Here is a 22712-nt window from a genome sequence, read left to right on the forward strand (position 1 = left end):
CACATTCCGACAAGAGGTTATCATCGGTGTGAAAAATTGGCGACATGGTATTAAAATTGAATATGGTTGATCATGTGTCAACCATATTCATAAATCTTAAACAAATATGATAAATTTATTAATTTATAGCGGATTAGGTTGTTTGTTATTAGGCTCTATATTAGGCTTAATAGCTGCCATAAAGGGTTTTGCTCTCAATAACTACAAAATAGAATTAATAACAAAACCGAATCCATTAATCAAAAAGAAACTGCAAAAGTACACTAAACCAGCCTTGCTGTTCTTCGTTATTGGAGCCATATTATTAGCAACAGGGATTAGCATCGGCTTAACTAATTAGATGTGGTATCATGGATAATCTATTTTGGATAGGAATAATAATTTTCATGTTGGGATTTATCATACGTTATATTTCTCAACATCTATATGCTGTCGCAAAATCAAAGTTGACAAGCAATAAAACTCTAGCTCATGCAAAAGTAAATATGTAGATAACGCAGAAAATGCAGGTATTTCACTCTTTGGGTGCCGAGATTTCTTGTTCCAATAGTTTGACACGCTCCACCAATTGATCGTATGTTGGCAATTGTCTCTTGATTTCTTCTAATTGAACATTATTGTATGTAGCCACACCCAATGGAGTGGTTATGCCTTTGAATGACAGTTGAACATCTGTTTCTCTCATATCACTGCAAATAAGAAGTCCAATAGTAGGATTATCTTCCGGTGTTTTGAGAATCTCATCTACCGCATTAACGTAAAAGTTAATCTGCCCGGCAAAACTTGGATCAAATGGCTTAACCTTGATTTCCAATACAATATATGATCTAAGCCGGATATGGTAGAACAGCAAATCGATACGTCTGCTCACACCGCTCACAACCAATTCTTTCTGCCGTCCCATAAAGGCGAACCCATTACCGAGTTCCAAAAGGAAACGTGTCATTTGATTGCATAGGGCATCTTCCAAATCACGCTCGCTATATTCTTGGGGAACATGAACAAAGCTGAAATCATAATTGCCACGTGTTATTTCTTGCGCCAACTTTGATTGAGGAAAGGGCAGCTTGTCCATATAGTTGGTCAATGCGCCACCTTTCACAGCATACCAATTGGCTTTCATGCAATTCAATAGACCCTGTTTTGACAATGACTCCTGAACAGTAAGATTGAGATAAAACAATGCCTCATCAATTGTTTTACATTTGGTGATTATCTCCACATGATGCTTCCACGGCACACACGCAAATAGTTGTGGAAAATTCGCGTCTTCCTCTCCTATGAATTCTCCACCTACATGGTGGAGTTTTGTAACTGATGCACTATCAGCGCATTCTATTTCTCCACTGACTTGGTGGAGAAATTTATCGGAGTATCTGCCATATTCTCCAACAATCCGTTGGAGTTTTTCGGCATAGAAGATATACCATTTCTTCATATACCAGAGATTGCTTGTGCCGAAGCCTGTCTCGTTAGGGAAGGCTGCTTGCAAATCAAGGCTCAACTGCTCCACTATGCCGGAACCCCATTTTTCCTCGGCTTTACGTCGCACAAGGTCTCTCCCTGTCTGCCAATTCCACAAAAGTTTTTCAGAATTAACTTTTACAGCGGCCTTAATCTGTGCATTACTATAGCGACTAATCAATTCTGTCAGCCATTGGTTATATTCGCCGTCAAGATGCACATCATGAGAGCGAGTGATATAAGGTTTCCTGTCCATTTTTCTTGATGTTTAGGCTGCAAATTTACAAAAAAATTCCTGATATTAAGGGTTTTGCTCTTAATAACTACAAAATAGAATTAATAACGAGAGTTCGGGATACTACTTATTCCGAGCTCTCGTCATTAAAATCGCATCGTTTAAGGGATTAAATCCCTTAAAATCTACTTTTCCATTCTTCAAAATAAAGTTATCCAAACTTTATTTTAAACACCCTAAACCTTAAACTATAAACCATTAGCCTATCGGCGTCATGTGGTAGCCGAGACGTTTCAGTTCAACTGCCACACCGAAATAGTAGAGCTGGTGGAGCGAACGTACATACGCATTGAATGCCTCCGGAGTGGCGGGTTCGAAATTCTCTTTTATCAACGCTTTATGCACGAGTGTGGCTGTATCCGCTACAAGTTTCGACACCTTCTCCTCTTCCTCCGGATTCAGTTTCAATATGTCGCGGCAGATATACTCATCCATATTGTCATAACCGCTACCTTTGGCAAGGACTGACGCATAGAGGTCTTCAAACTTCGAATACATCTCCCAATCCTCATCCCAGAATTTTGCAACCGCCATACCTATGAACATCATCCATCCGAGTGATACCGTAGGGTAATCTGCAAACTCCCTGACCCCGTCGGGAAGATACGACATGCATATCTTCTCCCATTTCTCCTCCATATCATGAGTCTCAGGAAGGACATTGTCAACTCCATCTTTCTGAAGCAGATAGACTGCTACAAGATCATGCAGCTGATTTTCAAACTTATCAAGATAATTAGTATCCATATATCTATAATTTTAATGAGTAATCATATCAAAGGGTATTGAGGCAATCCAATGTTTAGGCAACTTCAATACTCCAATGCAAAAATAAACCATTTATACGTATAAACAAAGTTTTGCATGGAGAGTTGAAGGATGAGAGGGAGAGTTTATGGGTTATAGTTGATAGTTGATAGTTTATGGTTGAGGGGTTATGGTTGAGAGTTGGGGATTAGAAGGAATTTTTTTTTTATTGAATCTTGAGATTACACACAATTTTACTAATTTTGCATAGAAGTAATCTGACCATCGCAATGACGGTCAGATTACTTCATTATAATTCAGGTCAATTATAATTCAACTGAAGTTTCGCAAGCTGCACTTCAGTGGTTTAAAGTTTATAGTTTAAAGTTTAAGATTCACGAAAATCCACGAATCTTTTCATTATACAAAATTTAATGATCATAAACCATAAACATTAAACCTTAAACCATTTAAGTGAAGCAAGTTGGAAAACTTGCGAAACTTAAATAATTCAACTTACTTGCTATATGTCAGAAATAAAGAAATGGGACATCATTAAGTCGGAATATCTCATCCGACGACCATGGCTTACTGCAAGACGCGATTGTGTGAGATTGCCCGACGGCAGAATAAACGATGAGTTTTATGTGCTTGAATATCCGGATTGGGTCAACGTGATTGCTGTCACCACCGACGGCGATTTCGTAATGGTGGAGCAATACCGCCACGGACTCGGCGAGATACAGACGGAACTCTGCGCCGGAGTCGTCGAGGCGGGCGAACATCATCTCGATGCCGCAAAACGCGAATTGATGGAGGAGAGCGGTTTCGGTGGCGGCGAATGGAAGCTGCTGACAGTGTTGTCGGGCAACCCTTCCACCACAAACAATCTCACTTACTGCTATGTGGCTGAAGGCGTGTCGAGAATATCCACCCAGCATCTTGACTCCACGGAAGATGTAGCCGTCAGGATCATGACCCGTAAAGAGGTGGAGGATATGCTGCGGAAGGATCTGCTGAAACAATCGCTAATGGTAGCGCCGCTGATGAAATATCTCTATATGCCCGACCTTAGTGAATGAAACAGCAACTGAAGTATCACAACCTTACCATACAATAAATTTACCATAAATTATGATAAACGATATCCTCGCCCATAACCGCGAATTTATAGAAAACAAAGGTTATGAAAAATTCCTCACCGACAAATATCCGAATAAGAAGATAGCGATTGTCACTTGCATGGATACCCGCCTGGTGGAACTTCTACCCGCCGCCCTCGGCTTTAAGAATGGCGACGTCAAGATCATCAAGAATGCCGGAGGCACAATCACAAATCCCTTCGACAGCACAATGAGAAGTCTTCTGGTGGCAGTCTACGAACTCGGTGTCACTGAAATAATGATCATCGGGCACACATCATGCGGTGTGCAAGGCATGGACAGCCGTGAGATGCTACACATCATGAAGGAACGCGGTATTCCGGAAAGCAACATCAACTTGATGAAGCATTGCGGCATTGACCTCGATAACTGGCTCCATGGGTTTGACAGCACGGAGGATGCCATCAAGGAGACTGTAGACCTCGTAAGGAACCACCCTCTAATGGCAAAGGACATTGTGGTGAAAGGCTACATAATGGACTCCACCACCGGCGCACTGACACCATTATCTTGAATTGTTGATGGTTGATAGTTAATGGTTGATGGTTGATAGTTGATGATAAACCATAAACCATAAATCAATATCAGCAATTGCCCGATGATAACAGGTCGGCAACCTCTCCGGAGTATTGGCGACCGATGGGCAGTATCTGACCGTTTTTCAATTCCACTTCACGCTTGTTGAAACTGCGGACCTTCGACCGGCTTATTATATAGGAACGATGTATGCGGATGAAATCCTTCTCCGGCAACTGAGTTCCTATATTTTTTAATATCATCCGAGACACCGTGCAGACACCACCCTCGCGGAATATCTTCACGTATCCCTCCATCGCCTCCACATAGATGATCTCTTGCAAAGGGATGCTGACATTGTTGTATTCCTGCTTCACGACTATATGTCCGGATGAAATCTTATGATTCTCCGTCATCCCGAGCCGACGCAGTGCCTTGCTGAACGCGGTGCGGAAACGGGAAAAGGCAAACGGTTTGTGCAGATAGTCGACGGCATCAAGCTCAAATCCTTCCATAGCATAATTCAGATATGCAGTCGTGAATATGAAGCACGTCGATTCCGGAAGACGCACGGCAATCTCCAGTCCTGACATATTTTCCATCTCTATGTCAAGAAACACGATGTCCGGTTCCTCCTCCAGCACGCATGCAAGCCCTTTCTCCGAGTCGGCAAACATCTTTATCTCAATGCCTCCGATGCGGGCACAAAACTTCTCTATTACCTCAAGTGCCAATGGTTCATCATCAATAGCGACACATCTTATTGTCCTCTCCATCACTCCTGTAGTATTCAAATTGTAAATTTCGGGTAAGTTGTATTATCATTGATTAACTATTCTATCTCGTTTCAATCCTAAAACCATCCTCAGACTGTAGATCCCATCCTCCTCCTTCACTTCAAGCAAATGGTTGCGCGGATAAAGCACGCTCAGACGCCCCCGGCAATTCTCTATGCCTATAGGCACGTCACTGCGGAATTTATCTGCCTGACGCATTATCTTGTTGCTCGTGGCAAACTCAAGCCTGCCATTGCGCAAGTGAAGCCTTATGCTTATCACGCAGTCCTTGCTCGTGGATGACCCGTATTTGAAGGCATTCTCCACAAATGTGACCATCAGCATCGGAGGCACCGGCAAAAGACCGTCGTCAACATCACATTGCCATTCCACCTTCGTATGACTGTTGAGCCGGATCAGCTGAAGATCAATGTAATTGCGGATGTTCTCTATCTCCGAACGTATCGGGACTGTCTCCTTCTCAATCGCCACGTAGGTATATTTCAATATCTCCGTGAATTTTATGAAGGCATCCTCAGCCTTATCCGATGTGCCTATCACAAGACTGTAAAGGGAATTCAATGTATTGAATAGGAAATGCGGACTTATCTGTGCTTTAAACACAGCAAGCTCTGCCTTATCCCGTTCAGCCTCTATCCGCTTCTTCATAAGCATCTGTTCGTACAGGGTCTTGATAAACGATACACTCAGCGTGTATCCAAGCACCAGCGAGAACATAAGCCATAACGTGACCGACACTCCGAAATCACGCAACTCCGTCTGATAACGGCTCAGCACCGGCGTAACGAAATCCATCTCCGGTAACGGGTATAGCGACAACAGGTAGTTGCAACCCACCATACACGACAATGACAGGGCTATGACTCCCCATCGCTTCCGGAGGATCTGAACCGGTATATTGATCCACAATAAGAAAAAATAGCTGATATATAGAAAAAGGCATACCAGTGAGAAGAATATCGGCCATTGCGACATCCATGTGTGGGAAGGTCCCAGAAACACCAATAACGGCATGAATACGACACAGAAGAATATGTCGATTATTACCGATGTCTTACTCTCTATTGATTCCATTTTGCAAAATTAATACAGATATCTCTTTTTTACAACATCATGCACACTTTACTACAACATCATGCACACATCATGCACAACATGGGCTAACATTATGCACATTATGGGATAACATCATGCACACTATTTATTTTGTGCATGATGTCAAAGCATGATGTGCATGATGTATCTGCTTGATGTCTGTGCTTGATGTCAAAGCTACGTGTGCATGATGTATCGGTTTCACGTTTATTGACAAATTTGAGCTTTCTATTAACACATTCCAACTATATCTTGAATTATTGTTAATTTTGCGTTCGCAAATTTCTATTTATTATGAGGCTCATTACAATCATAATCATATTTATTCTTACTTTGCTACTTTCCTGTCGCAAAGAAGAGAGTAATATGGAAACGTCTCTTATGGAAGCCTCAAAACAAGAGCTTGCGGATGCCATTGAGGAAAGAGACCGCCTTATTGTGCTCGTAAAGGAGATTTCTGAAAACATTGAGGACGTAAAGGCAAATGAGAGTATATATCCATTCAGCAATAGCATTTATAATCAAAAAGATAGCAAGGATGGGATAATACTTGACCTGAACGCTATCCAAAAGACTCTTGCCCAGCGAAGAAGCAATATTTCCTCTTTGGAGAGGAATATTGAGATTTCCATATCGAAGTTCGACAGCTTGAAGAATGTAGTGAAGGCTTTGCGCTGGAGATTGGACTCGCAATCAACCACCGTGGCAAAACTAAAGAAAAATATTGCTTTGGATAAAGCCTCGATCGACTCTCTGAATAAGATAGTGGATTCTCTAAACTCGGAAATAAACGAGGCTCACAGACAATTGCAAATAGCTTCCTCTTCTTCATTGAATTTTGCCGACAGATTCAACACCTGTCATTTCGTAATTGCCGACAAGAAAGATCTGAAAAAGCATAAAATTATAGAATCGTCATTTCTCAGAAAAACAAAAGTGCTTGAAAATGATTTTGACATATCTTTTTTCACGAGTGCTGACAAAAGAACTCTAACCTGGATTGACCTTAAAGACCATGATGTCAAAATCCTTACAAAACATCCAAAAAATTCCTATGTGTTAACCAACGCGAACCGCAAAAGACTACTTCATATCACTAATCCGGAGCAATTCTGGAGCCTAACCAACTTTCTCGTAATTCAGACCAACTGAATTTTATCGGTTCGCAAGAAGAGAGGGATAATGCTTGTGCATTATCCCTCTCTTTACCATTAATAGACATCATGCACATCATGCTTTGACATTATGCACAATATAATTGATGTGCATGATGTCAAGGCTTGATGTGCTTGATGTATGTGATTATTCCGACAGTTCGCGCTTGATCTCATCAAGACGATCCATTGCTTCCGATGCGGGCACCGATAATTGGCGCGTAGACGTGACGACAGCTCCGGGGATGACAGATTCAAGCAACGTCTCCGCTGATGGAGTCTCCTTCAACTGTGAATATTCCTCAAAGGTGTAGCGCGTAAATTGGTAGCCCTTCCCTATTCCCTGACGATCGAGCCACCATCCGTCTACAAGCGGGACCGGTGCGGAACTCAGGCTTATATCCCCCGGGGCGGGATAATATGACAGCCTGCCATCCTTGCCAACCCTTACGGCAACATTATTGCTATAGTCGCCACTCATCTTGAATGCCGTAGCCTTTAGAACGAACGCCTGTGTGCCTCCACCTTTTACCTTAACGGTTTTCTCTATGGTATCAACACTTGCCGACGACATATCTCCTCCATCTTTTTTTATATTTTTATGGGAGCATCCTCCAATCATAAGAAGAATAAAAGCCCAAAATCCTACTTTTTTCATAGTTATTTCTTAAATTTTGTAAATTTTAATCCAATACAACCCCATTAACTTAAAATTATGTTAAAATTTAAAATATTTTTATGTTATATAGCATTGTTTTGAAAAATATTTTATAATTTTGCAGTGAGTTTTTCATGGTATTAGATTTTAAGGTTAACTGAAGATTGGTTGTCGTGAGACAATCAATTATTTTTTTATACCTACCCATACCATTTTCCCACATCACAATTTCACATAAACCCGCTTTTTCCACAACGGATAGCCGATAAGGAAGTTCATTGCCACATAGAGCAACGCATAGCATAATGAGACGAACTCTTTCATCGGGATGATGGAGCTGATGGTGTTGTAGAAAAATTCGCTCAATCCTATTCGTCCGAAGATTATCGCCATCAATTCGCTGCTGACATACAACAGCAATGCATTGCTACCGAACACCTTGAATATACGGCTGAACACTCCGTCGTAATGGTCTTTATCCACAAATTTCATTGTCAGTGCGAGAAGGAGTGCACAACTGCCCGACGTAACCAATGCGAAACTGGGGCTCCAGATATGCTTGTTGTATGGGTGGAAGAAATTCAGAAGGAAACCACAGACAATAAGCAGACTGCCTAATGTGAACACGGATACGATCTTATCGGATAATTCTTTCTCTCTACTGAATAATTTGGCACAATAGAAACCTAACAACGTGTTGACAAGTGCGCTTATGGTGCTCAGTAATCCTTCGGGGTCCACCGCCGACTTATGATACAGATGTGCATCTCCAAAAAGCGACTCATCCACTCGATACAGGATATTGTCAGACGACACTTCGCTATATCCGTTGCCCAACACCAATATGACGGTATAGATTACAAGCAGCAATACCGAGAGTGGCAACGTAAGTCCGGGACGTCCGCAAAGGGAGAAGAGAGCTACGAGGAAATAGCATAACGCGATTCTTTGCAATACCGCCCAGAAACGTAATTCCCATATCGACAGCCCATCCCCCCAGATTGCCATATCAAACCAGTTGATCGCAACGCCGATCAGAAGCAGAATAACCGACCTCTTGACAATCTTGCCGAATGTCTGCCCAGTGAACTTAAAACCTCTTTTCCCCAAGGAGAGATAGAGCGACACGCCCATTATGAAGAGGAAAAAGGGAAATACAAAATCGCTTACCGACAAGCCGTTCCATGAAGCATGCTGCAACATTGGGAATGATCCGCCATAACCGTTGTTGACCAATATCATGCCTGCCACGGTCAACCCTCTGACAATATCAAGGGATTGTAGTCTTGCTGTTTTCATTTCGATTTAATTAAATAGTCTATCACTTCTTTTGAGATCTCTATCGCATCCCCTTCCGGCGACGCGCTGTATTCATTCTTGCGTAAGGTCCACGGCTCCTCCATGGCATACCAATCAATCTGCGGACCCGTGGGGAGAGCCATCGCAAACAATTCCGTCGAGGTCTTGTTGCTGTTCGGACCCTCACCGAGTCCGGAGGCATCCGGACGGGAGTTGCGCTCCATCTGCTCCGCAAGCGCATTGAAATAATGCTCCCATCGGGGATAATAGAAGTCACGCAGGAGCCCGTTCCATTCCTTATTGGCATAATCTCTCAGACCACCGGCATCCGCACATTCCCGATTGCCCCACGTGGTGACCTGCACCCGCGCATTCCATTCATACAGATCCTTCTCCTCCTCGCTCTCACCTCTCGAACGTGCCTGTTCGGTCCAATTGCCGAGCCGGAATTCCTTACGGCTTCCCAATACTCTGTCTTGCAGGAGCAGCATCTCAAGAAATCTGTCGGCATTCTTCCGGAAATCATTTTTTGAGAATGAATTATAGTCGGCTATCGTGGCAAGATATTGGCGGCGTCCCTGATCGGCGAGTGCCTGACGCACGATATCGACAAGATCATACTCAAAATTATTGTTACCGCGATATTTGTCGGCAACCGACACCATCTTCACCGCAGCCTCCAAAGTAGACGCCGGGTCATAATAATTGCGCATCTTCGACCAGCTCTTCACCTGAAAGTTGTTGAGCGACGGACGACCGCAGAATATGCTCTCGTGAGGTCCCTGCTGATTGTTGCCGGCTGGACAATTATATATGGTGCTACCGAGAAGTTGCCACACATCTATCAGCACCGGATCTGACGTGCCGTAGCGTGCCTTCACGTAATCCTTCAGCCAGTCCTCCTTCGTGATACGCTCATTGCGCCACGGAAGCTCACTCATCAGCTCAAACATAATCGGATTATTGCCCGATCCCTCCATTGTGAAGCCGAAGCCCTTCAGATTGCGTGCAAGGGGATTCCCCTTTGTCTGATAGAAATTATCTATAAGCTGATCCATGCGTCCGTGAAGACCGACATTCGCCCCGAAATTCTCCAGCATACAGAACACCCAGTCATGGTCGCCATAGCCATTCTCCCTTTTCCATACGGATGGTATGCCCCACATCGGACGACATTCTGAGAAGAGATCAAGTATAAGCAGGTCGCCGGGACGCAATGCGGCAAGCATCTCCGGACGCGGGTTCTCGGTCCAACCCTGCACCACCCATACGGCTTCCGGATTCTCCCTCTTCATAGCAGCCATGAGCCTACGTCCTGACTCAGCATAATCTATGCCGGCATCATCCTTGCTCTCATGGAAGGGATCAAGCGAATAATATTTTGACTTACCGTAAAGTCGGGTCAATTCCTTATAATACAGGTCGGCAATCTCATCAAACCTCGGATCGGTAGCCGACAGGTTGGACGGGCGCTGATAACCGTTCCATTTCCCGCCGTCGGTCACGTCAAGACCGAGACGCGAAGAGGCATCATGCGGCATCATACCGCAGTATCCGGGCAAGACAGGCGTCATGCCAAGCTCCTTCATTCTCGAAAGGATCTTGCGCTGAAGTTTCTCCTGTGCCTCATACCATGAGAGGGGCATAGGACCACCCCACCCTTCAAGGTTATTCATAGCCCACCATGCCACGAATGCCGGACCGGAAATAAACTCACCTATCTCCTTGTCGGTATATCCCAACTTCAGAAGCATGTTGCGCCATACGCTCTCCATTCCCACTATCGCCAACGGCATGTTGACGCCATGCAGTGCCATCCAGTCGATTTCACGCTCCCACTGCTCCCAATCCCAGAACGGCATTGAATAGGAGAACGTGCAATAGTTGAAGTCATATCTTTGCGTAAGATCAGTCTCACGTCGTTCGGGTAACGCGAGCTGCGGAAGTTTCTCCGGCAAACGAGCCGACATTCCGTTCCACGACAGATGTACGCCGGCATGATGTTTCAGATACCAGTTGACACCCACCGCGATATTAACCCAACTGTTGCCCCTGACAATCACCTTTCCGTTGCGGCTGTCAAGCTCAAAGAAATCCTTGTCAGACTTCACCAGTTCGGTCTTAAACTTTTTTGATGCACCCTTGTCGATTCGCTCCAACAGCTGATCCACCGGATTGGCAAATACCGGCATGACCAGCAACATGAGCAATGCAGATAAAATTATTCGTTTCATGGTTAAACTTATTACTTCATGGTTGACATTTATCAGTTGGTTTATTTGGAGTGTAACGTCTATGAAAAAAGTATGGACCTTCTCATTTTATGACTATTTTCCTGACGCTGCTCCCCTCTCTTATTATATACAGACCGGGAACGGATGATATATCCTTCATCTGCCATCGTCTGCCGGAAAGGTCGTAGACCTCAACCTCAGCCGTACCCGTCTCCATATCATGGTCATCAGCATCAATTGACGTTATTCCTGATGATTCCGATATTTCTGCGCTGAAGCGCACGATACCATCCTCTATCCGGATTCCGGAAAGCTCGACTCCGAGCGATGCTCCGTCCCACTGACGTAATGACGGGATTGTGGCATAGCCGAAGCTGACGGTATTACTTGAACCGGGGAAGGGGAAACCTTTCAGGTATTGCAGCGTATTGTGGCGTCCATCTGTCGCGCCATTTGCCTTGACAAGCTCCACGTGCTGATGCTGCTTGTCGTTGTTTACCTTATTGCCGGAAAATACCAACGGGACATAATCCACGTGCCACGCAAGCATTCCGGCAGCCGGAAGAGCCTTATCCCACCCTTTTAGCTGACGGTTCTCCAGAAGATAATATTCCGAATCCTTTGATGTGCGGAGTATTATCGCTCTGTTGCTCTCTTCAATATTCTCAATCTCATTCTCACCCTCTTCAATCTCGGAAGGCACAAGCCAATCGAGCGCGTAGCGTTCGTAGGCGGAATAATTCGGAGGGGTCAATCCGTTGTCGTTATATGATCCGTAATCCATCACGGAGTATTCCCACGGAGTCAATGGCGTATCCCTCTTTGATGAGTATGTTGCAGTCGGATAAAGGTCGGGTAGTCCGAGCACATGACTGAACTCATGCACAAATGTGCCTATTCCATCCGGACGCCGCAGATCGTCATACGTCTCATTAGAATATGCAAAACGGTCAATACGGACTCCATCAAGCGTAAAGGGTCGCTTACCTGCCTGTGTAAGAGTCCAGTTGCAAGGCCATAGGCTGTCGCTTTCATTTGAATCCGCCTCTCCGAGACCGGCATAGAAGATATAGACGTTATCAACGTACCCATCGCCATCCCTGTCATATTCAGAGAAATCTATCTCTGCGTCAAGCTTCTTGCACGCCTCTATGACCATGTCGGCACCACGCCTATCCATTCCGGCGGCGTTGTTGCTTCCATAATATTCCATCGTATTGGAAAGTTCTATCGGTCCGAAAACGTCAAACGTGGGGATAAATATACCTCCGGAATTTTCCACGAACCAGTCACGTGCCGAGCCGTTGGAGCCAAACATATCGAAGCCAGGCTTATTGAGCATATCGTGGAAATATGAATATGTATCGACTTTGGAATCTTCACGGGTTTTTGAATTGAACTTCACATCCTGAAACTCCGCAAGTATCACAAGCCCTTTCTGTTCCCCCTTTCTTGGAAACGCATCGGAATAGAGTCCCATGCCACGGGTAGCACCACTTACCGTCAGTCCCCTCTCATATTCCTGATATTTATACGCCAATGCCTCCGATATTGCATCCGCGTCATACCCTTTCAGGTATTCCATCTCATCTACTTTCCGACAATGCGCATCATGCGCCACGACTCCGGAAGCGGTCAGAGAAGCATCCCTATCCACTTCGGCATATACGTACCCCAATGTCTCGTCATATTGAAGCAGGTAGCCATCCTCGGTAAACACGTCATTACAATGCGCGTTGCCTGTACGCACAACGCACAACGTGCTCCCGTCCGGCTGCGACACGACAACCGACCGCCGCAAAGCCGGCTTCCCCCCGATCGGAATAGACAGAACCATCCCTATCCACAATATCACTATACAGAAAATAATCCTCATGAAATAAGTTTAGACAACTTAATTATCAAAAATTTACAAATACTCTACAAAATTAGGAAAAATAATGGAAGTTATGAAATATTAAAAAATATCAAACTAAAATGCCTCTGAATTATTGAAATTATCTAAATCTCATTTTCAAGCATCCATTTCCATGCCGGCAATATCTCAATTACCTTTCCAGACTCAAACGCAACGGTTTGCTCCTCATCATGAGTGACTATCACCATACGGCGCACCGGAACACGCTCCGCCAACTTTACAAGAACTTTCGTCTCCCTGTCAAAGGTATTCAAATCCCCCTGTACGGAATATGCCACTTGCACGGCATATCCCTCCTCCGGTATAATGAAATCCACTTCTATATTCTTATTGTAATAGAACAACCTATTACGGTAAATCCTATACAAATAAATAGCACATAGATTTTCCAACAACGCACCACGTCCCTTATTTTCAAATATACTCAAAAATCCATTATCTATAAAATAATGCTTTTTAATCGTTTCCCTCTCTGAAAATTTAGATGCGAAATTATCTAATGAGAACATTGCACAAGCATCCTGAGCATATCTTACGTATTCGCTCACAGTTGACACAGCAATCGACTCTCTTATACAGCATATAAGACTTACCTGCCTGACGGACTCCGACAAGCACATATCTACCTTTTGGTTCAAAATCAAACGGACGGTCATACATCTCTACCCCTTCTATGATTTCCTGACCCTCCTTTATGAGAATACAAAACAACTCCTTACTTGCCGACATGGTTTCTGACATTTATGTTAACATCGCAAAATTATAATCATTTATTCGCCATCAGCAAACAAATCACATCATTTTTATTCGCTACTAGCAAACAAATCGCACCATTTTTATTCGCTACTAGCAAACAAATCGCACCATTTTTATTCGCTACTAGCAAACAAATCGCACCATTTTTATTCGCTACTAGCAAACAAATCGCACCAATTTTTTATATAAAAAATTACCCTTCCATATATTTTTATCAGCAAAGTTTGTCTCAAACCACTCATAATTCCTATCCACAATACTTAATATTATCGCTAATTCTACACTTTTTCTTGGATATGCGACGATAATAAGCGGATAACGTCGCAAAATTTGCGACGTTATCCGCAATACAATGTAGCATCAACATATCATCGCATGTATATACACATACGAGACAAGCTCAACCTATATCATCATTTATGATAATGGAGAGCAACTAATTCTTCTTATTAAGGATTTTTTTATCCGTAATAATTGCAATTAATGATGAAAAAATTCCTAATTTTGCACATATAATACAACAATTATGGCCATTCAAAGTGAGGCTGCATTGGAAAAAGGGCTTATTGAGACTCTCCAGAAGATGAACTATGAGTATGTTCAGATTAAAGGAGAGAACGACCTTAAATCTAATTTCAAGAAGCAGCTTGAAATACATAATAAGAAAGTTCTTGCTGAAATCGGACGTGAACATCTTACTGACAGTGAATTTGAGAAAGTCTTGATTTACCTTGAAGGTGGTACACGTTTTGAGAAAGCAAAGAGACTGCGCGACATCTTCCATCTGGAAACAGATGATGGACAGCGTGTGTGGCTCCAATTCCTTAATAAGAAGAATTGGTGTCAAAATGAATTCCAAGTATCTAATCAAATTACGGTTGAAGACAAACGGAAAAACCGCTATGATGTGACAATCCTAATAAATGGTCTGCCATTGGTACAGATTGAGTTGAAACGTCGTGGTGTTGAACTGAAACAGGCTTACAATCAGATTCAACGGTATCATAAGACATCATTTCATGGTCTATTCGACTACATCCAGATATTTGTGATTTCCAACGGTGTTAACACTCGTTACTTCGCCAACAACCCCAATCAAGGTTTCAAATTCACATTCAATTGGACAGATAAATCCAATAATCCGTTCAATGAATTGAGTCTATTTGCCACTGACTTTCTTGACAAGTGCACTCTTGGAAAGATGATCAGTAAATACGTTGTGATGCACGAAGGCGACAAGTCGCTCATGGTGCTTCGTCCATATCAATATTATGCCGTAGAAGAGATTATCGACAAGGTACAGAACACCAACCGCAACGGTTATATCTGGCATACCACAGGTGCCGGAAAGACCCTGACCTCTTTCAAGACCGCGCAACTCGTTGAGGAACTTGACGGAATTGACAAGGTTATGTTCGTAGTTGACCGCCACGATCTCGACACGCAGACACAATCTGAATACGATGCCTTTGAACCGGGGGCAGTTGACAGCACTTCTGATACAAGAGAACTCATACACCGTCTCCAAAGCGATTCAAAAATCATCATTACCACTATACAAAAGCTCAACGCTGCCGTATCCCGACCATGGTACAACAGTAAGATTCAAAAACTTAAGGATAGCCGTGTGGTGATGATATTTGACGAATGTCATCGCAGTCACTTTGGCGACAGTCACCGAAATATCGTCAATTTCTTCAATAATCTTCAAATTTTCGGATTCACCGGGACTCCGATATTTGCCGAAAATTCCTCTGATAAACATACCACCAAGGAAATCTTTGGAGAGTGTCTGCATAAGTATCTTATCAAGGATGCCATTGCCGACGAAAATGTGCTTGGATTCCTTGTGGAATACTATCACGGCAACACAGATGTGAACAATAGCAACGAGAACCGTATGCGCGAGATTGCCCAGTTCATTCTCAACAATTTTAATAAATCCACATACGATGGTGAGTTTGATGCGTTATTTGCCGTACAATCCGTTCCGATGCTCATTCAATATTACAAGATATTCAAGGAACTGAATCCCAAAATACGTATCGGAGCTATTTTCACTTACGCCTCAAATGAAAGTCAGGATGACGCAACCACCGGAATGTCGAGCGGCTCGTTTGTAAGCGACCGAGTAGACGGAGCAGACGATATGGAAGAGATTATCAACGACTATAACAAGATGTATGGCACATCCTTTTCGTTGCAGAACTTCCGGGCATATTATGATGACGTAAACCTGCGATTGAAAAAGAAAAAGCCGGATATGGAGTCACTTGACCTGTGTCTTGTTGTCGGAATGTTCCTAACTGGCTTCGACTCAAAGAAACTCAACACCCTATATCTTGATAAAAATATGGAATACCATGGTTTGTTGCAGGCCTTCAGCCGCACAAACCGTGTGCTCAACGAGCGCAAACGTTTTGGTAAAATCGTGTGCTTCCGCGACCTGAAGTCAAATGTCGATGCTGCAATAAAACTATTCAGCGAAGGTGGCGACGAAAATGTGCTACATGAGCCATTTGAAAATGTAAAGAAAGATTACATTGATCTGACCAAAGAGTTCCTGACCCATTATCCGGATTCGCGAGTAGTGGATTATCTACAAAGTGAGGAGGATAAACGTAATTTCATTCTGGCGTTCCGCGACATCATCCGCAAACATGCAGAGATTCAGATATACGAGGATTTCAATGAGGATGACTGCGATTTCCCAATGGACGAACAGCTTTACATGGATTTCCGAAGCAAATATCTTGACATTCATGATACATTCATGGATTCAAAGACAGTAAAGGACTCAACGCCATCGGATGACAATAGCGCCGAGACAACTCTTGACGATATTGATTTCTGTCTTGAATTGCTCCATAGCGACATTATTAATGTTGCCTACATCCTGAGTCTGATTGCCAATCTTAATCCAAATGCCGAAGACTATCCGGAGAAACGACAGGAAATCCTTAACACTATGATTAAGGATGCAGAATTACGTAGTAAAGCCCAACTTATCGACGGCTTTATTCTCCAGACCGTTGACAATGACAAGGAGGGTTTCATCAATAAGAAAGCAGATGGCAGCAACGATCTCGAAGAACGTCTTAACCAATACATTCGTCAGGAGAAAGGACGCGCCATTGAGAGTATCGCAATGGAAGAGGAAATACCTCTTGAGATTATCAAAAAGTATGTGTCGGAATACGACTATGTGAATAAGGAACAGACCGAAATTATTCAGGATGCTTTGAAAGGGAAAAAACTCGGATTAATAGAACGCCGTCGCACCCTCAAAAGAATAGTTGACCGACTCCGCAACATTATAAAAACTTTTAGCTGGAACTAATATGGAAATTCAACAAAAACTTCGCGCTCAGCTTTGGGCAGTTGCAAATAACTTGCGTGGTAATATGTCAGCCAACGAATTCATGTATTTCTCGCTTGGCTTCATTTTCTATAAATATCTCTCCGAAAAAATTGAAAAATATGTAGACCAAGCACTTGAAAATGACGGAATCACTTTCAAGCAGCTATGGGATAGCCAAGAGGAAGAGACTATTGAACTTCAGAATGAGGTAAAGAACCAATGTCTTGAAGATATCGGTTATTTCGTTGAGCCTCAATTCCTATTCTCTTCAATTATTGAAAGGATAAACCGTAAGGAGAATATTCTTCCGCAGTTGGAACGTTCGCTGAAACGAATTGAGGATTCCACTCTCGGACAGGAGAGTGAAGAGGATTTTGGTGGACTTTTCTCTGACATTGACCTTGCATCTCCCAAACTTGGTAAGACTTCCGATGATAAGAACAATCTTATCAGCAGCGTGCTTATCGCCCTTAATGGTATTGATTTCGGAGCTGATGAGGCTACCCAGATTGACATTCTTGGGGATGCCTACGAATATATGATTTCACAATTCGCTGCCGGAGCAGGTAAGAAAGCCGGTGAATTTTATACCCCACAGGAGGTCAGCCGGATATTGGCTGAAATTGTAACTCTCGGACATCCTCGTCTGCGCAACGTATATGACCCAACTTGCGGTTCCGGATCCCTGTTGATACGTGCTGCAAAAATAGGTCATGCTGTTGAAATTTTCGGTCAGGAGAAGAACCCGACAACATACAATCTCGCCCGCATGAACATGCTGCTACACGGTATAAAGTTCAGCAATTTCAAAATAGAGAATGGCGACACTCTTGAAGCTGACGCTTTCGGTGAACGTCAGTTTGATGCAGTGGTAGCAAACCCTCCCTTCTCTGCCGAATGGAGTGCTGCCGAGAAATTCAATAATGATGACCGCTTCAGCAAAGCCGGTCGCCTTGCACCTCGGAAGACTGCGGACTATGCCTTTATCCTTCACATGATATATCATCTCAATGACGGAGGCACAATGGCATGTGTAGCTCCTCATGGAGTGCTGTTCAGAGGTAATGCCGAGGGTGCAATACGTCGCTATCTTATAGAGAACAAGAACTATATAGATGCAATCATCGGACTGCCTGCCAATATCTTCTATGGCACATCTATCCCAACTTGCATCATGGTGATGAAGAAATGCCGCAAAGATGATGACAATATCCTTTTCATCGACGCAAGTAAGGAGTTTGAGAAGGTCAAGACCCAAAACAAACTCCGTGAAGAACATATCCGCAAGATTGTAGAGACATACCGCGACCGCAAGGAGATTGAGAAATACAGTCATTGTGCTACTCTTCAGGAGATTGCCGACAATGACTATAATCTCAACATACCCCGTTATGTTGACACTTTTGAGGAAGAGGAGCCAATCGACATAAAGGCAGTAATGGCAGAAATCAAGGAGTTGGAAGCCAAACGCGCAGAACTTGACAAAGAGATTGAGGGCTACCTCCGCGAACTTGGCATAGTTGAATAATTTTTTGCCTTCTATCAATCTCTAATCACATAACTTAAAAATCAGAAATAATTATGGCAAACAATAACCAACATACCAAACCCAATGTGCCCCCTTTGCGCTTCCCCGGCTTCTCCGATGAATGGGAAACCTATTCTATTAATGAAATTTCAAATATTGTTAAAGGAAGTGGTATTTCCAAAGAACAACTTTCCAAAGAGGGAGAAGAGTGCATACTTTATGGAGAACTATATACCAAATATAAATCTGAGATTATAGATGAAGTTTTTAGCAAAACCGATATTAACTCAACAAAACTAACTCGCAGTCAACACAATGATGTTATCATCCCATGTTCAGGAGAAAGTGCTGAAGATATTGCAACTGCCAGATGTGTTACAAGGGATGGAATATTATTAGGTGGAGACTTAAATATTATCCGTTTTAATGGGCAAAATGGAGCTTTTATGAGTTACCAATTAAATGGGAAACGGAAATATGATATAGCAAGAGTTACACAGGGTGTTTCAGTAGTACATCTCTATCCTGACCATTTAAAATCTGTCAAAGTAAGTACACCATCATTGAAAGAACAAAATAGAATTGTAAAATTACTTTCACTCATAGATAAACGAATTTCTACTCAGAACAAAATAATTGAGAAATTGCAATCCTTAATCAAGGGACTCAGAACCTTTATCTTTTCCGGTTTATTTGAATCTTATGCCAAACTTGGAGAAATTGCTAAACTATATCAACCACAGACAATATCTACGTCTGAATTACAATCAGAAGGCTATATTGTATATGGTGCAAACGGAATTATAGGACATTATCATTCATATAACCATGCACGCCCTCAGATATGCATCACTTGTAGAGGTAATACTTGTGGGCAAGTATCACTTACATCTCCATTCTCATGGATAACAGGAAATGCTATGGTTGTTAATATTGAAAATAAAGTTGAAATAAATCAGATATACTTATTCCATTTTCTTAAAAATTACAATTTTAATTCCATAATAACAGGATCTGGGCAACCTCAAATCGTAAGGACTCCTTTGGAACGGATTAAAGTACCAATCACAAACTTAACAGAACAGAAAAGAATTGCCAATACTCTTGATACAAACAATAAGAATCTAATAATTGAGTGTAATCTTAAAGAGTTATATGTCAGGCAGAAGCAATTTCTTTTACAAAAGTTGTTTATATGAACAGCTTTTGTAACAAGAATTTCTTTTGCATTACTAAAGACGTGTGAATTGATTTTTCTGTTTGAATTTTCTGGTTTATTGCTGAAAGTGTATTGGATATTGTGCGTATTTCTTTGATATCAACAGGGATTGGAATCTTATTTCCAAGAAATCGTTGATTTGAAATATTGATAGTATTTTTTGCGCCTTTCTGGATGAGTGGCGAAAGATAGTTATTTGTATTTAATGGATTTAAAAAATAATAGTGGAGATAGTTGCCAATTTCAAACGATAATGGTTTATATACTCCATATAGAGGAGACACTGCTACCGGTTCTTGACAATGACTTTGCTTAACTATACCATAAGGTTGATTTCCAGTTGGCGATTTTGTGTAAATAATATCTCCATACCTAACGACATGATAGCGAGATGTATCATTGGCAGCAAATGAGCGTCCCAAATATTCTACTTGATTGATGACTCCAGCCGTTACAGATACAGAATGTACCGGATAGGATTCTTTATTCTGCTCACATCTTTCAATAAGAATATTAGATAGAATAACCTTATGCCAAGAACTATTTGAAATACCTTCTTTAGTCAGCTTTTGTATAAGTCCCTTGATTAAGGAGAGGGAATGTTTAATTTTATTCAAAACTTGCCGATATCGGCAAGTTTTGCTGTATTTGTAGAGAAAAATTATTAAAACTTGCCGATAAAAAATTCCGAATACCATTCAAAGGTTGATTCTGATATTAAGGATTTTGAATCCATATTGTCCGCAATTGGTCGAATCATTTTTTGTAAAGCAACTTTGATTAAGATTCAAAATCTTTGTGAGGTTATAATGGGACAATCTCCGGCATCCTCAAGTTACAATAATAATAATGATGGGCTTCCTCTGATTCAAGGTAATTTGGATATATTTGATGGGGCAACGATTTCGCGTATATATACAAATGAACCAATTAAAATTTCTTTGCCAAATGATTTAATTCTCACTGTCAGGGCACCTGTTGGAATTGTTGCAGAGAATAAAATGAAAGTATGTATTGGACGAGGAGTATGTGCACTCAGAAATAAATCTACAATACCTACAATGTATATTTACTATGCTTTAGACTATTTCAGTTACAAATGGAAACAGATTGAGCAAGGAAGCACATTCACTTCTATCAATGGTGATGATGTAAAAAAATTCGCTATACCATTAGTTAACAATGCTGAATACCTATGCGCTTTCCTTTCAAAGATTGATATGCTTATAAAGTGTTCAATCAACCTGCATTCAAATTATATAAAGCAAAAACAGTATTTGCTTTCGCAGATGTTCATATAAACATCTGCGAAAGTAAATATTGACATTGTTTTTGAAATAAAGTCAAAATCTGATTTTCAAACTCTATTTTATCAGAAATTTTTGTTATGGAATATGCGATTTTGTCTTGTTTGTCTTTGCTTGGTAATTTAATTTGTAAACTTAAAAAATCCTTTTCTTTTAATCTTTTTGAACCAGATCCTGTTGTGAATGCCTCAACTGGTTCATAGAATGAAGGATGTTGTAATTGATATAGTAAATATGTTGGATTACAAATATTTGAATTTATATCAAATGAAGGGATGTCTTTAGAAGTTAGTCCCTTGTCTAAAGTATCAGGAATTAGACCAATAGCACCATTATGGAAATTCTGTTTGCCATAAATTAATTGACCGCTATTCCTAATATAATATTGTGTTGCACCCAATTCTAAATTTTCAGCTGTACTCCTACATACCCCTTTAGCATGTAGCCTAACTGTTATTATTCTCTCGTATGTTGGTTTTTCCTCTTTAATTTGTTTTGCTTCATTACATATATTAGACAACTGTATTATGTCTGCTTCTGTATTATGCAATATCTCTGTTTCAATAATTGCGGACTTTAATTTTTTCAAGTCCTCAATTATTTTGTTTTGAGTCGCGATGCGTCTGTCTATTGCATATAGCAAGGCGAATATCTTTTCTTGTTCTCGTTTTGATGGTATGCCCAAATATATCTCATCCATGTTCTTTGAACTGATAGAATATATCTTTGTACCTTGGGCAATTCGTCGAATCTGATTGTGATATGCCTTTGAACTAAAGAGATAACCCTTAAATCCATCAACAGTAATATCTGTCTTATCACGCCCGTGAATAGTATGGAGACCACAAACTATATCCCTATCAATATTTATAAATTCAATTGCTTTTCCAACATCATTCGTATCTTCAGACGCATCAGCAAATGCAACATCTCCACTTTCACAAATGGTATAATTCTTAGGAATCTTATCGTTGTTTATGAAGGGCAGATTCGCGTCCTTCATATTAACAATAGTTGGAAGATCTTTGTGAATAAGTCCATAGTGTAGATTCAGAATCTTCCCATTCTCATAATTTAGCATATCCCATGAAAGGGAATTAGTTGAGAAGAAATCCAATAAGTCTGAGACTTTAACTCTTTCCCACTCAACGGAGAAGCCGGGGAAGCGCAAAGGGGGCACATCAATATCTTATATAATTGA

At 41.7% G+C, this 22712-nt stretch carries 20 protein-coding genes and 1 pseudogene; 8 read left to right on the plus strand and 13 right to left on the minus strand.

Features of this window, described 5'->3' with window-relative positions:
* The first annotated feature begins 106 nt into the window (after window positions 1-106).
* Window positions 107-340 (plus strand): hypothetical protein, encoded by a 234-nt coding sequence (locus E5331_RS10695; RefSeq protein ID WP_135984909.1) that lies wholly within the window; start codon window positions 107-109, stop codon window positions 338-340.
* A 174-nt stretch (window positions 341-514) separates the two neighbouring features.
* Here the strand turns inward: E5331_RS10695 and E5331_RS10700 are convergent, their stop codons facing one another.
* Together E5331_RS10700 and E5331_RS10705 are read right to left on the minus strand one after the other, a co-directional pair.
* A complete protein-coding gene (locus E5331_RS10700; protein ID WP_135984907.1) occupies window positions 515-1720 on the minus strand; it encodes a PDDEXK nuclease domain-containing protein in 1206 nt (401 codons plus the stop codon).
* A gap of 237 nt (window positions 1721-1957) precedes the next feature.
* Window positions 1958-2506, minus strand: coding sequence for a hypothetical protein (locus E5331_RS10705; RefSeq protein ID WP_123481407.1), 549 nt, complete (start codon window positions 2504-2506; stop codon window positions 1958-1960).
* 527 nt (window positions 2507-3033) lie between these two features.
* On the opposite strand from E5331_RS10705, the gene E5331_RS10710 reads away from it, so the two are divergent.
* Complete coding sequence (locus E5331_RS10710; RefSeq protein WP_123481408.1) at window positions 3034-3588, plus strand: NUDIX hydrolase; 555 nt, start codon at window positions 3034-3036, stop codon at window positions 3586-3588.
* A 52-nt stretch (window positions 3589-3640) separates the two neighbouring features.
* The gene (locus E5331_RS10715; RefSeq protein ID WP_123481409.1) at window positions 3641-4183 is read left to right on the plus strand and encodes a beta-class carbonic anhydrase; all 543 of its coding nucleotides are present in this window, start codon (window positions 3641-3643) and stop codon (window positions 4181-4183) included.
* 70 nt (window positions 4184-4253) lie between these two features.
* Here the strand turns inward: E5331_RS10715 and E5331_RS10720 are convergent, their stop codons facing one another.
* On the minus strand, window positions 4254-4961 hold the full coding sequence (locus E5331_RS10720; protein ID WP_123481410.1) for a LytR/AlgR family response regulator transcription factor: 708 nt from the start codon (window positions 4959-4961) through the stop codon (window positions 4254-4256).
* A 45-nt stretch (window positions 4962-5006) separates the two neighbouring features.
* Window positions 5007-6056, minus strand: a complete 1050-nt coding sequence (locus E5331_RS10725) for a sensor histidine kinase (protein WP_123481411.1) — start codon at window positions 6054-6056, stop codon at window positions 5007-5009.
* A 315-nt stretch (window positions 6057-6371) separates the two neighbouring features.
* On the opposite strand from E5331_RS10725, the gene E5331_RS10730 reads away from it, so the two are divergent.
* Entirely contained in the window at window positions 6372-7229 is an 858-nt protein-coding gene (locus tag E5331_RS10730) for a Cbp1 family collagen-binding glycoprotein adhesin (RefSeq protein ID WP_123481412.1), read from the plus strand.
* 150 nt (window positions 7230-7379) lie between these two features.
* On the opposite strand, the gene E5331_RS10735 is transcribed toward E5331_RS10730, so the two are convergent.
* From E5331_RS10735 to E5331_RS10760, 7 genes and pseudogenes are all read right to left on the minus strand, one after another.
* Complete coding sequence (locus tag E5331_RS10735) at window positions 7380-7889, minus strand: hypothetical protein (protein ID WP_123481413.1); 510 nt, start codon at window positions 7887-7889, stop codon at window positions 7380-7382.
* 222 nt (window positions 7890-8111) lie between these two features.
* Window positions 8112-9188: an acyltransferase family protein gene (locus E5331_RS10740; protein WP_123481414.1), complete on the minus strand. Its 1077-nt coding sequence runs from the start codon at window positions 9186-9188 to the stop codon at window positions 8112-8114.
* A complete protein-coding gene (locus E5331_RS10745; RefSeq protein WP_135984903.1) occupies window positions 9185-11422 on the minus strand; it encodes an alpha-N-acetylglucosaminidase in 2238 nt (745 codons plus the stop codon). Before E5331_RS10745 ends, E5331_RS10740 begins: the two co-directional genes overlap by 4 nt.
* Window positions 11423-11504: 82 nt before the next feature.
* A complete protein-coding gene (locus tag E5331_RS10750) occupies window positions 11505-13298 on the minus strand; it encodes a M6 family metalloprotease domain-containing protein (RefSeq protein WP_135984901.1) in 1794 nt (597 codons plus the stop codon).
* Between the two features lie 125 nt (window positions 13299-13423).
* Complete coding sequence (locus tag E5331_RS10755; RefSeq protein WP_135984899.1) at window positions 13424-13657, minus strand: hypothetical protein; 234 nt, start codon at window positions 13655-13657, stop codon at window positions 13424-13426.
* An 18-nt stretch (window positions 13658-13675) separates the two neighbouring features.
* Window positions 13676-13849: pseudogene (locus tag E5331_RS20970) on the minus strand (ATP-binding protein); the annotation flags it as partial.
* Window positions 13833-14069 carry a hypothetical protein gene (locus tag E5331_RS10760; RefSeq protein ID WP_123481418.1) on the minus strand — a complete coding sequence of 79 codons (237 nt, stop codon included), beginning with the start codon at window positions 14067-14069 and terminating at the stop codon, window positions 13833-13835. The pseudogene E5331_RS20970 and the gene E5331_RS10760, both read right to left, overlap by 17 nt.
* A 553-nt stretch (window positions 14070-14622) precedes the next feature.
* Between E5331_RS10760 and E5331_RS10765 the strand changes: the two genes are divergently transcribed.
* From E5331_RS10765 to E5331_RS20705, 3 genes are read left to right on the plus strand one after another with little or no spacing between them, the layout of a single operon-like run.
* Complete coding sequence (locus tag E5331_RS10765) at window positions 14623-17436, plus strand: type I restriction endonuclease subunit R (RefSeq protein ID WP_135984897.1); 2814 nt, start codon at window positions 14623-14625, stop codon at window positions 17434-17436.
* A gap of 1 nt (window position 17437) precedes the next feature.
* Complete coding sequence (locus tag E5331_RS10770) at window positions 17438-18985, plus strand: type I restriction-modification system subunit M (protein WP_123481421.1); 1548 nt, start codon at window positions 17438-17440, stop codon at window positions 18983-18985.
* A 53-nt stretch (window positions 18986-19038) separates the two neighbouring features.
* On the plus strand, window positions 19039-20184 hold the full coding sequence (locus E5331_RS20705; protein WP_275441171.1) for a restriction endonuclease subunit S: 1146 nt from the start codon (window positions 19039-19041) through the stop codon (window positions 20182-20184).
* Here the strand turns inward: E5331_RS20705 and E5331_RS10785 are convergent.
* Window positions 20177-20902 (minus strand): restriction endonuclease subunit S domain-containing protein, encoded by a 726-nt coding sequence (locus tag E5331_RS10785; protein ID WP_135984895.1) that lies wholly within the window; start codon window positions 20900-20902, stop codon window positions 20177-20179. The genes E5331_RS20705 and E5331_RS10785 overlap by 8 nt on opposite strands.
* Window positions 20903-20980: 78 nt before the next feature.
* On the opposite strand from E5331_RS10785, the gene E5331_RS10790 reads away from it, so the two are divergent.
* Window positions 20981-21505, plus strand: coding sequence for a restriction endonuclease subunit S (locus E5331_RS10790; RefSeq protein ID WP_275441174.1), 525 nt, complete (start codon window positions 20981-20983; stop codon window positions 21503-21505).
* Here the strand turns inward: E5331_RS10790 and E5331_RS10795 are convergent.
* Entirely contained in the window at window positions 21498-22682 is a 1185-nt protein-coding gene (locus tag E5331_RS10795) for a restriction endonuclease subunit S (protein ID WP_420813774.1), read from the minus strand. The genes E5331_RS10790 and E5331_RS10795 overlap by 8 nt on opposite strands.
* Window positions 22683-22712: the final 30 nt, after the last annotated feature.

This window comes from Lepagella muris (assembly GCF_004793975.1).
Classification (GTDB): Bacteria; Bacteroidota; Bacteroidia; order Bacteroidales; family Muribaculaceae; genus Lepagella; species Lepagella muris.

Excerpts from the sequence above, each read along its gene's own strand:
- E5331_RS10695 (WP_135984909.1), top strand. The coding sequence starts at position 107 with ATGATAAATTTATTAATTTATAGCGGATTAGGTTGTTTGTTATTAGGC.
- E5331_RS10700 (WP_135984907.1), bottom strand. The coding sequence starts at position 1,720 with ATGGACAGGAAACCTTATATCACTCGCTCTCATGATGTGCATCTTGAC.
- E5331_RS10705 (WP_123481407.1), bottom strand. The coding sequence starts at position 2,506 with ATGGATACTAATTATCTTGATAAGTTTGAAAATCAGCTGCATGATCTT.
- E5331_RS10710 (WP_123481408.1), top strand. The coding sequence starts at position 3,034 with ATGTCAGAAATAAAGAAATGGGACATCATTAAGTCGGAATATCTCATC.
- E5331_RS10715 (WP_123481409.1), top strand. The coding sequence starts at position 3,641 with ATGATAAACGATATCCTCGCCCATAACCGCGAATTTATAGAAAACAAA.
- E5331_RS10720 (WP_123481410.1), bottom strand. The coding sequence starts at position 4,961 with ATGGAGAGGACAATAAGATGTGTCGCTATTGATGATGAACCATTGGCA.
- E5331_RS10725 (WP_123481411.1), bottom strand. The coding sequence starts at position 6,056 with ATGGAATCAATAGAGAGTAAGACATCGGTAATAATCGACATATTCTTC.
- E5331_RS10730 (WP_123481412.1), top strand. The coding sequence starts at position 6,372 with ATGAGGCTCATTACAATCATAATCATATTTATTCTTACTTTGCTACTT.
- E5331_RS10735 (WP_123481413.1), bottom strand. The coding sequence starts at position 7,889 with ATGAAAAAAGTAGGATTTTGGGCTTTTATTCTTCTTATGATTGGAGGA.
- E5331_RS10740 (WP_123481414.1), bottom strand. The coding sequence starts at position 9,188 with ATGAAAACAGCAAGACTACAATCCCTTGATATTGTCAGAGGGTTGACC.
- E5331_RS10745 (WP_135984903.1), bottom strand. The coding sequence starts at position 11,422 with ATGAAACGAATAATTTTATCTGCATTGCTCATGTTGCTGGTCATGCCG.
- E5331_RS10750 (WP_135984901.1), bottom strand. The coding sequence starts at position 13,298 with ATGAGGATTATTTTCTGTATAGTGATATTGTGGATAGGGATGGTTCTG.
- E5331_RS10760 (WP_123481418.1), bottom strand. The coding sequence starts at position 14,069 with ATGTCGGCAAGTAAGGAGTTGTTTTGTATTCTCATAAAGGAGGGTCAG.
- E5331_RS10765 (WP_135984897.1), top strand. The coding sequence starts at position 14,623 with ATGGCCATTCAAAGTGAGGCTGCATTGGAAAAAGGGCTTATTGAGACT.
- E5331_RS10770 (WP_123481421.1), top strand. The coding sequence starts at position 17,438 with ATGGAAATTCAACAAAAACTTCGCGCTCAGCTTTGGGCAGTTGCAAAT.
- E5331_RS20705 (WP_275441171.1), top strand. The coding sequence starts at position 19,039 with ATGGCAAACAATAACCAACATACCAAACCCAATGTGCCCCCTTTGCGC.
- E5331_RS10785 (WP_135984895.1), bottom strand. The coding sequence starts at position 20,902 with ATGGTATTCGGAATTTTTTATCGGCAAGTTTTAATAATTTTTCTCTAC.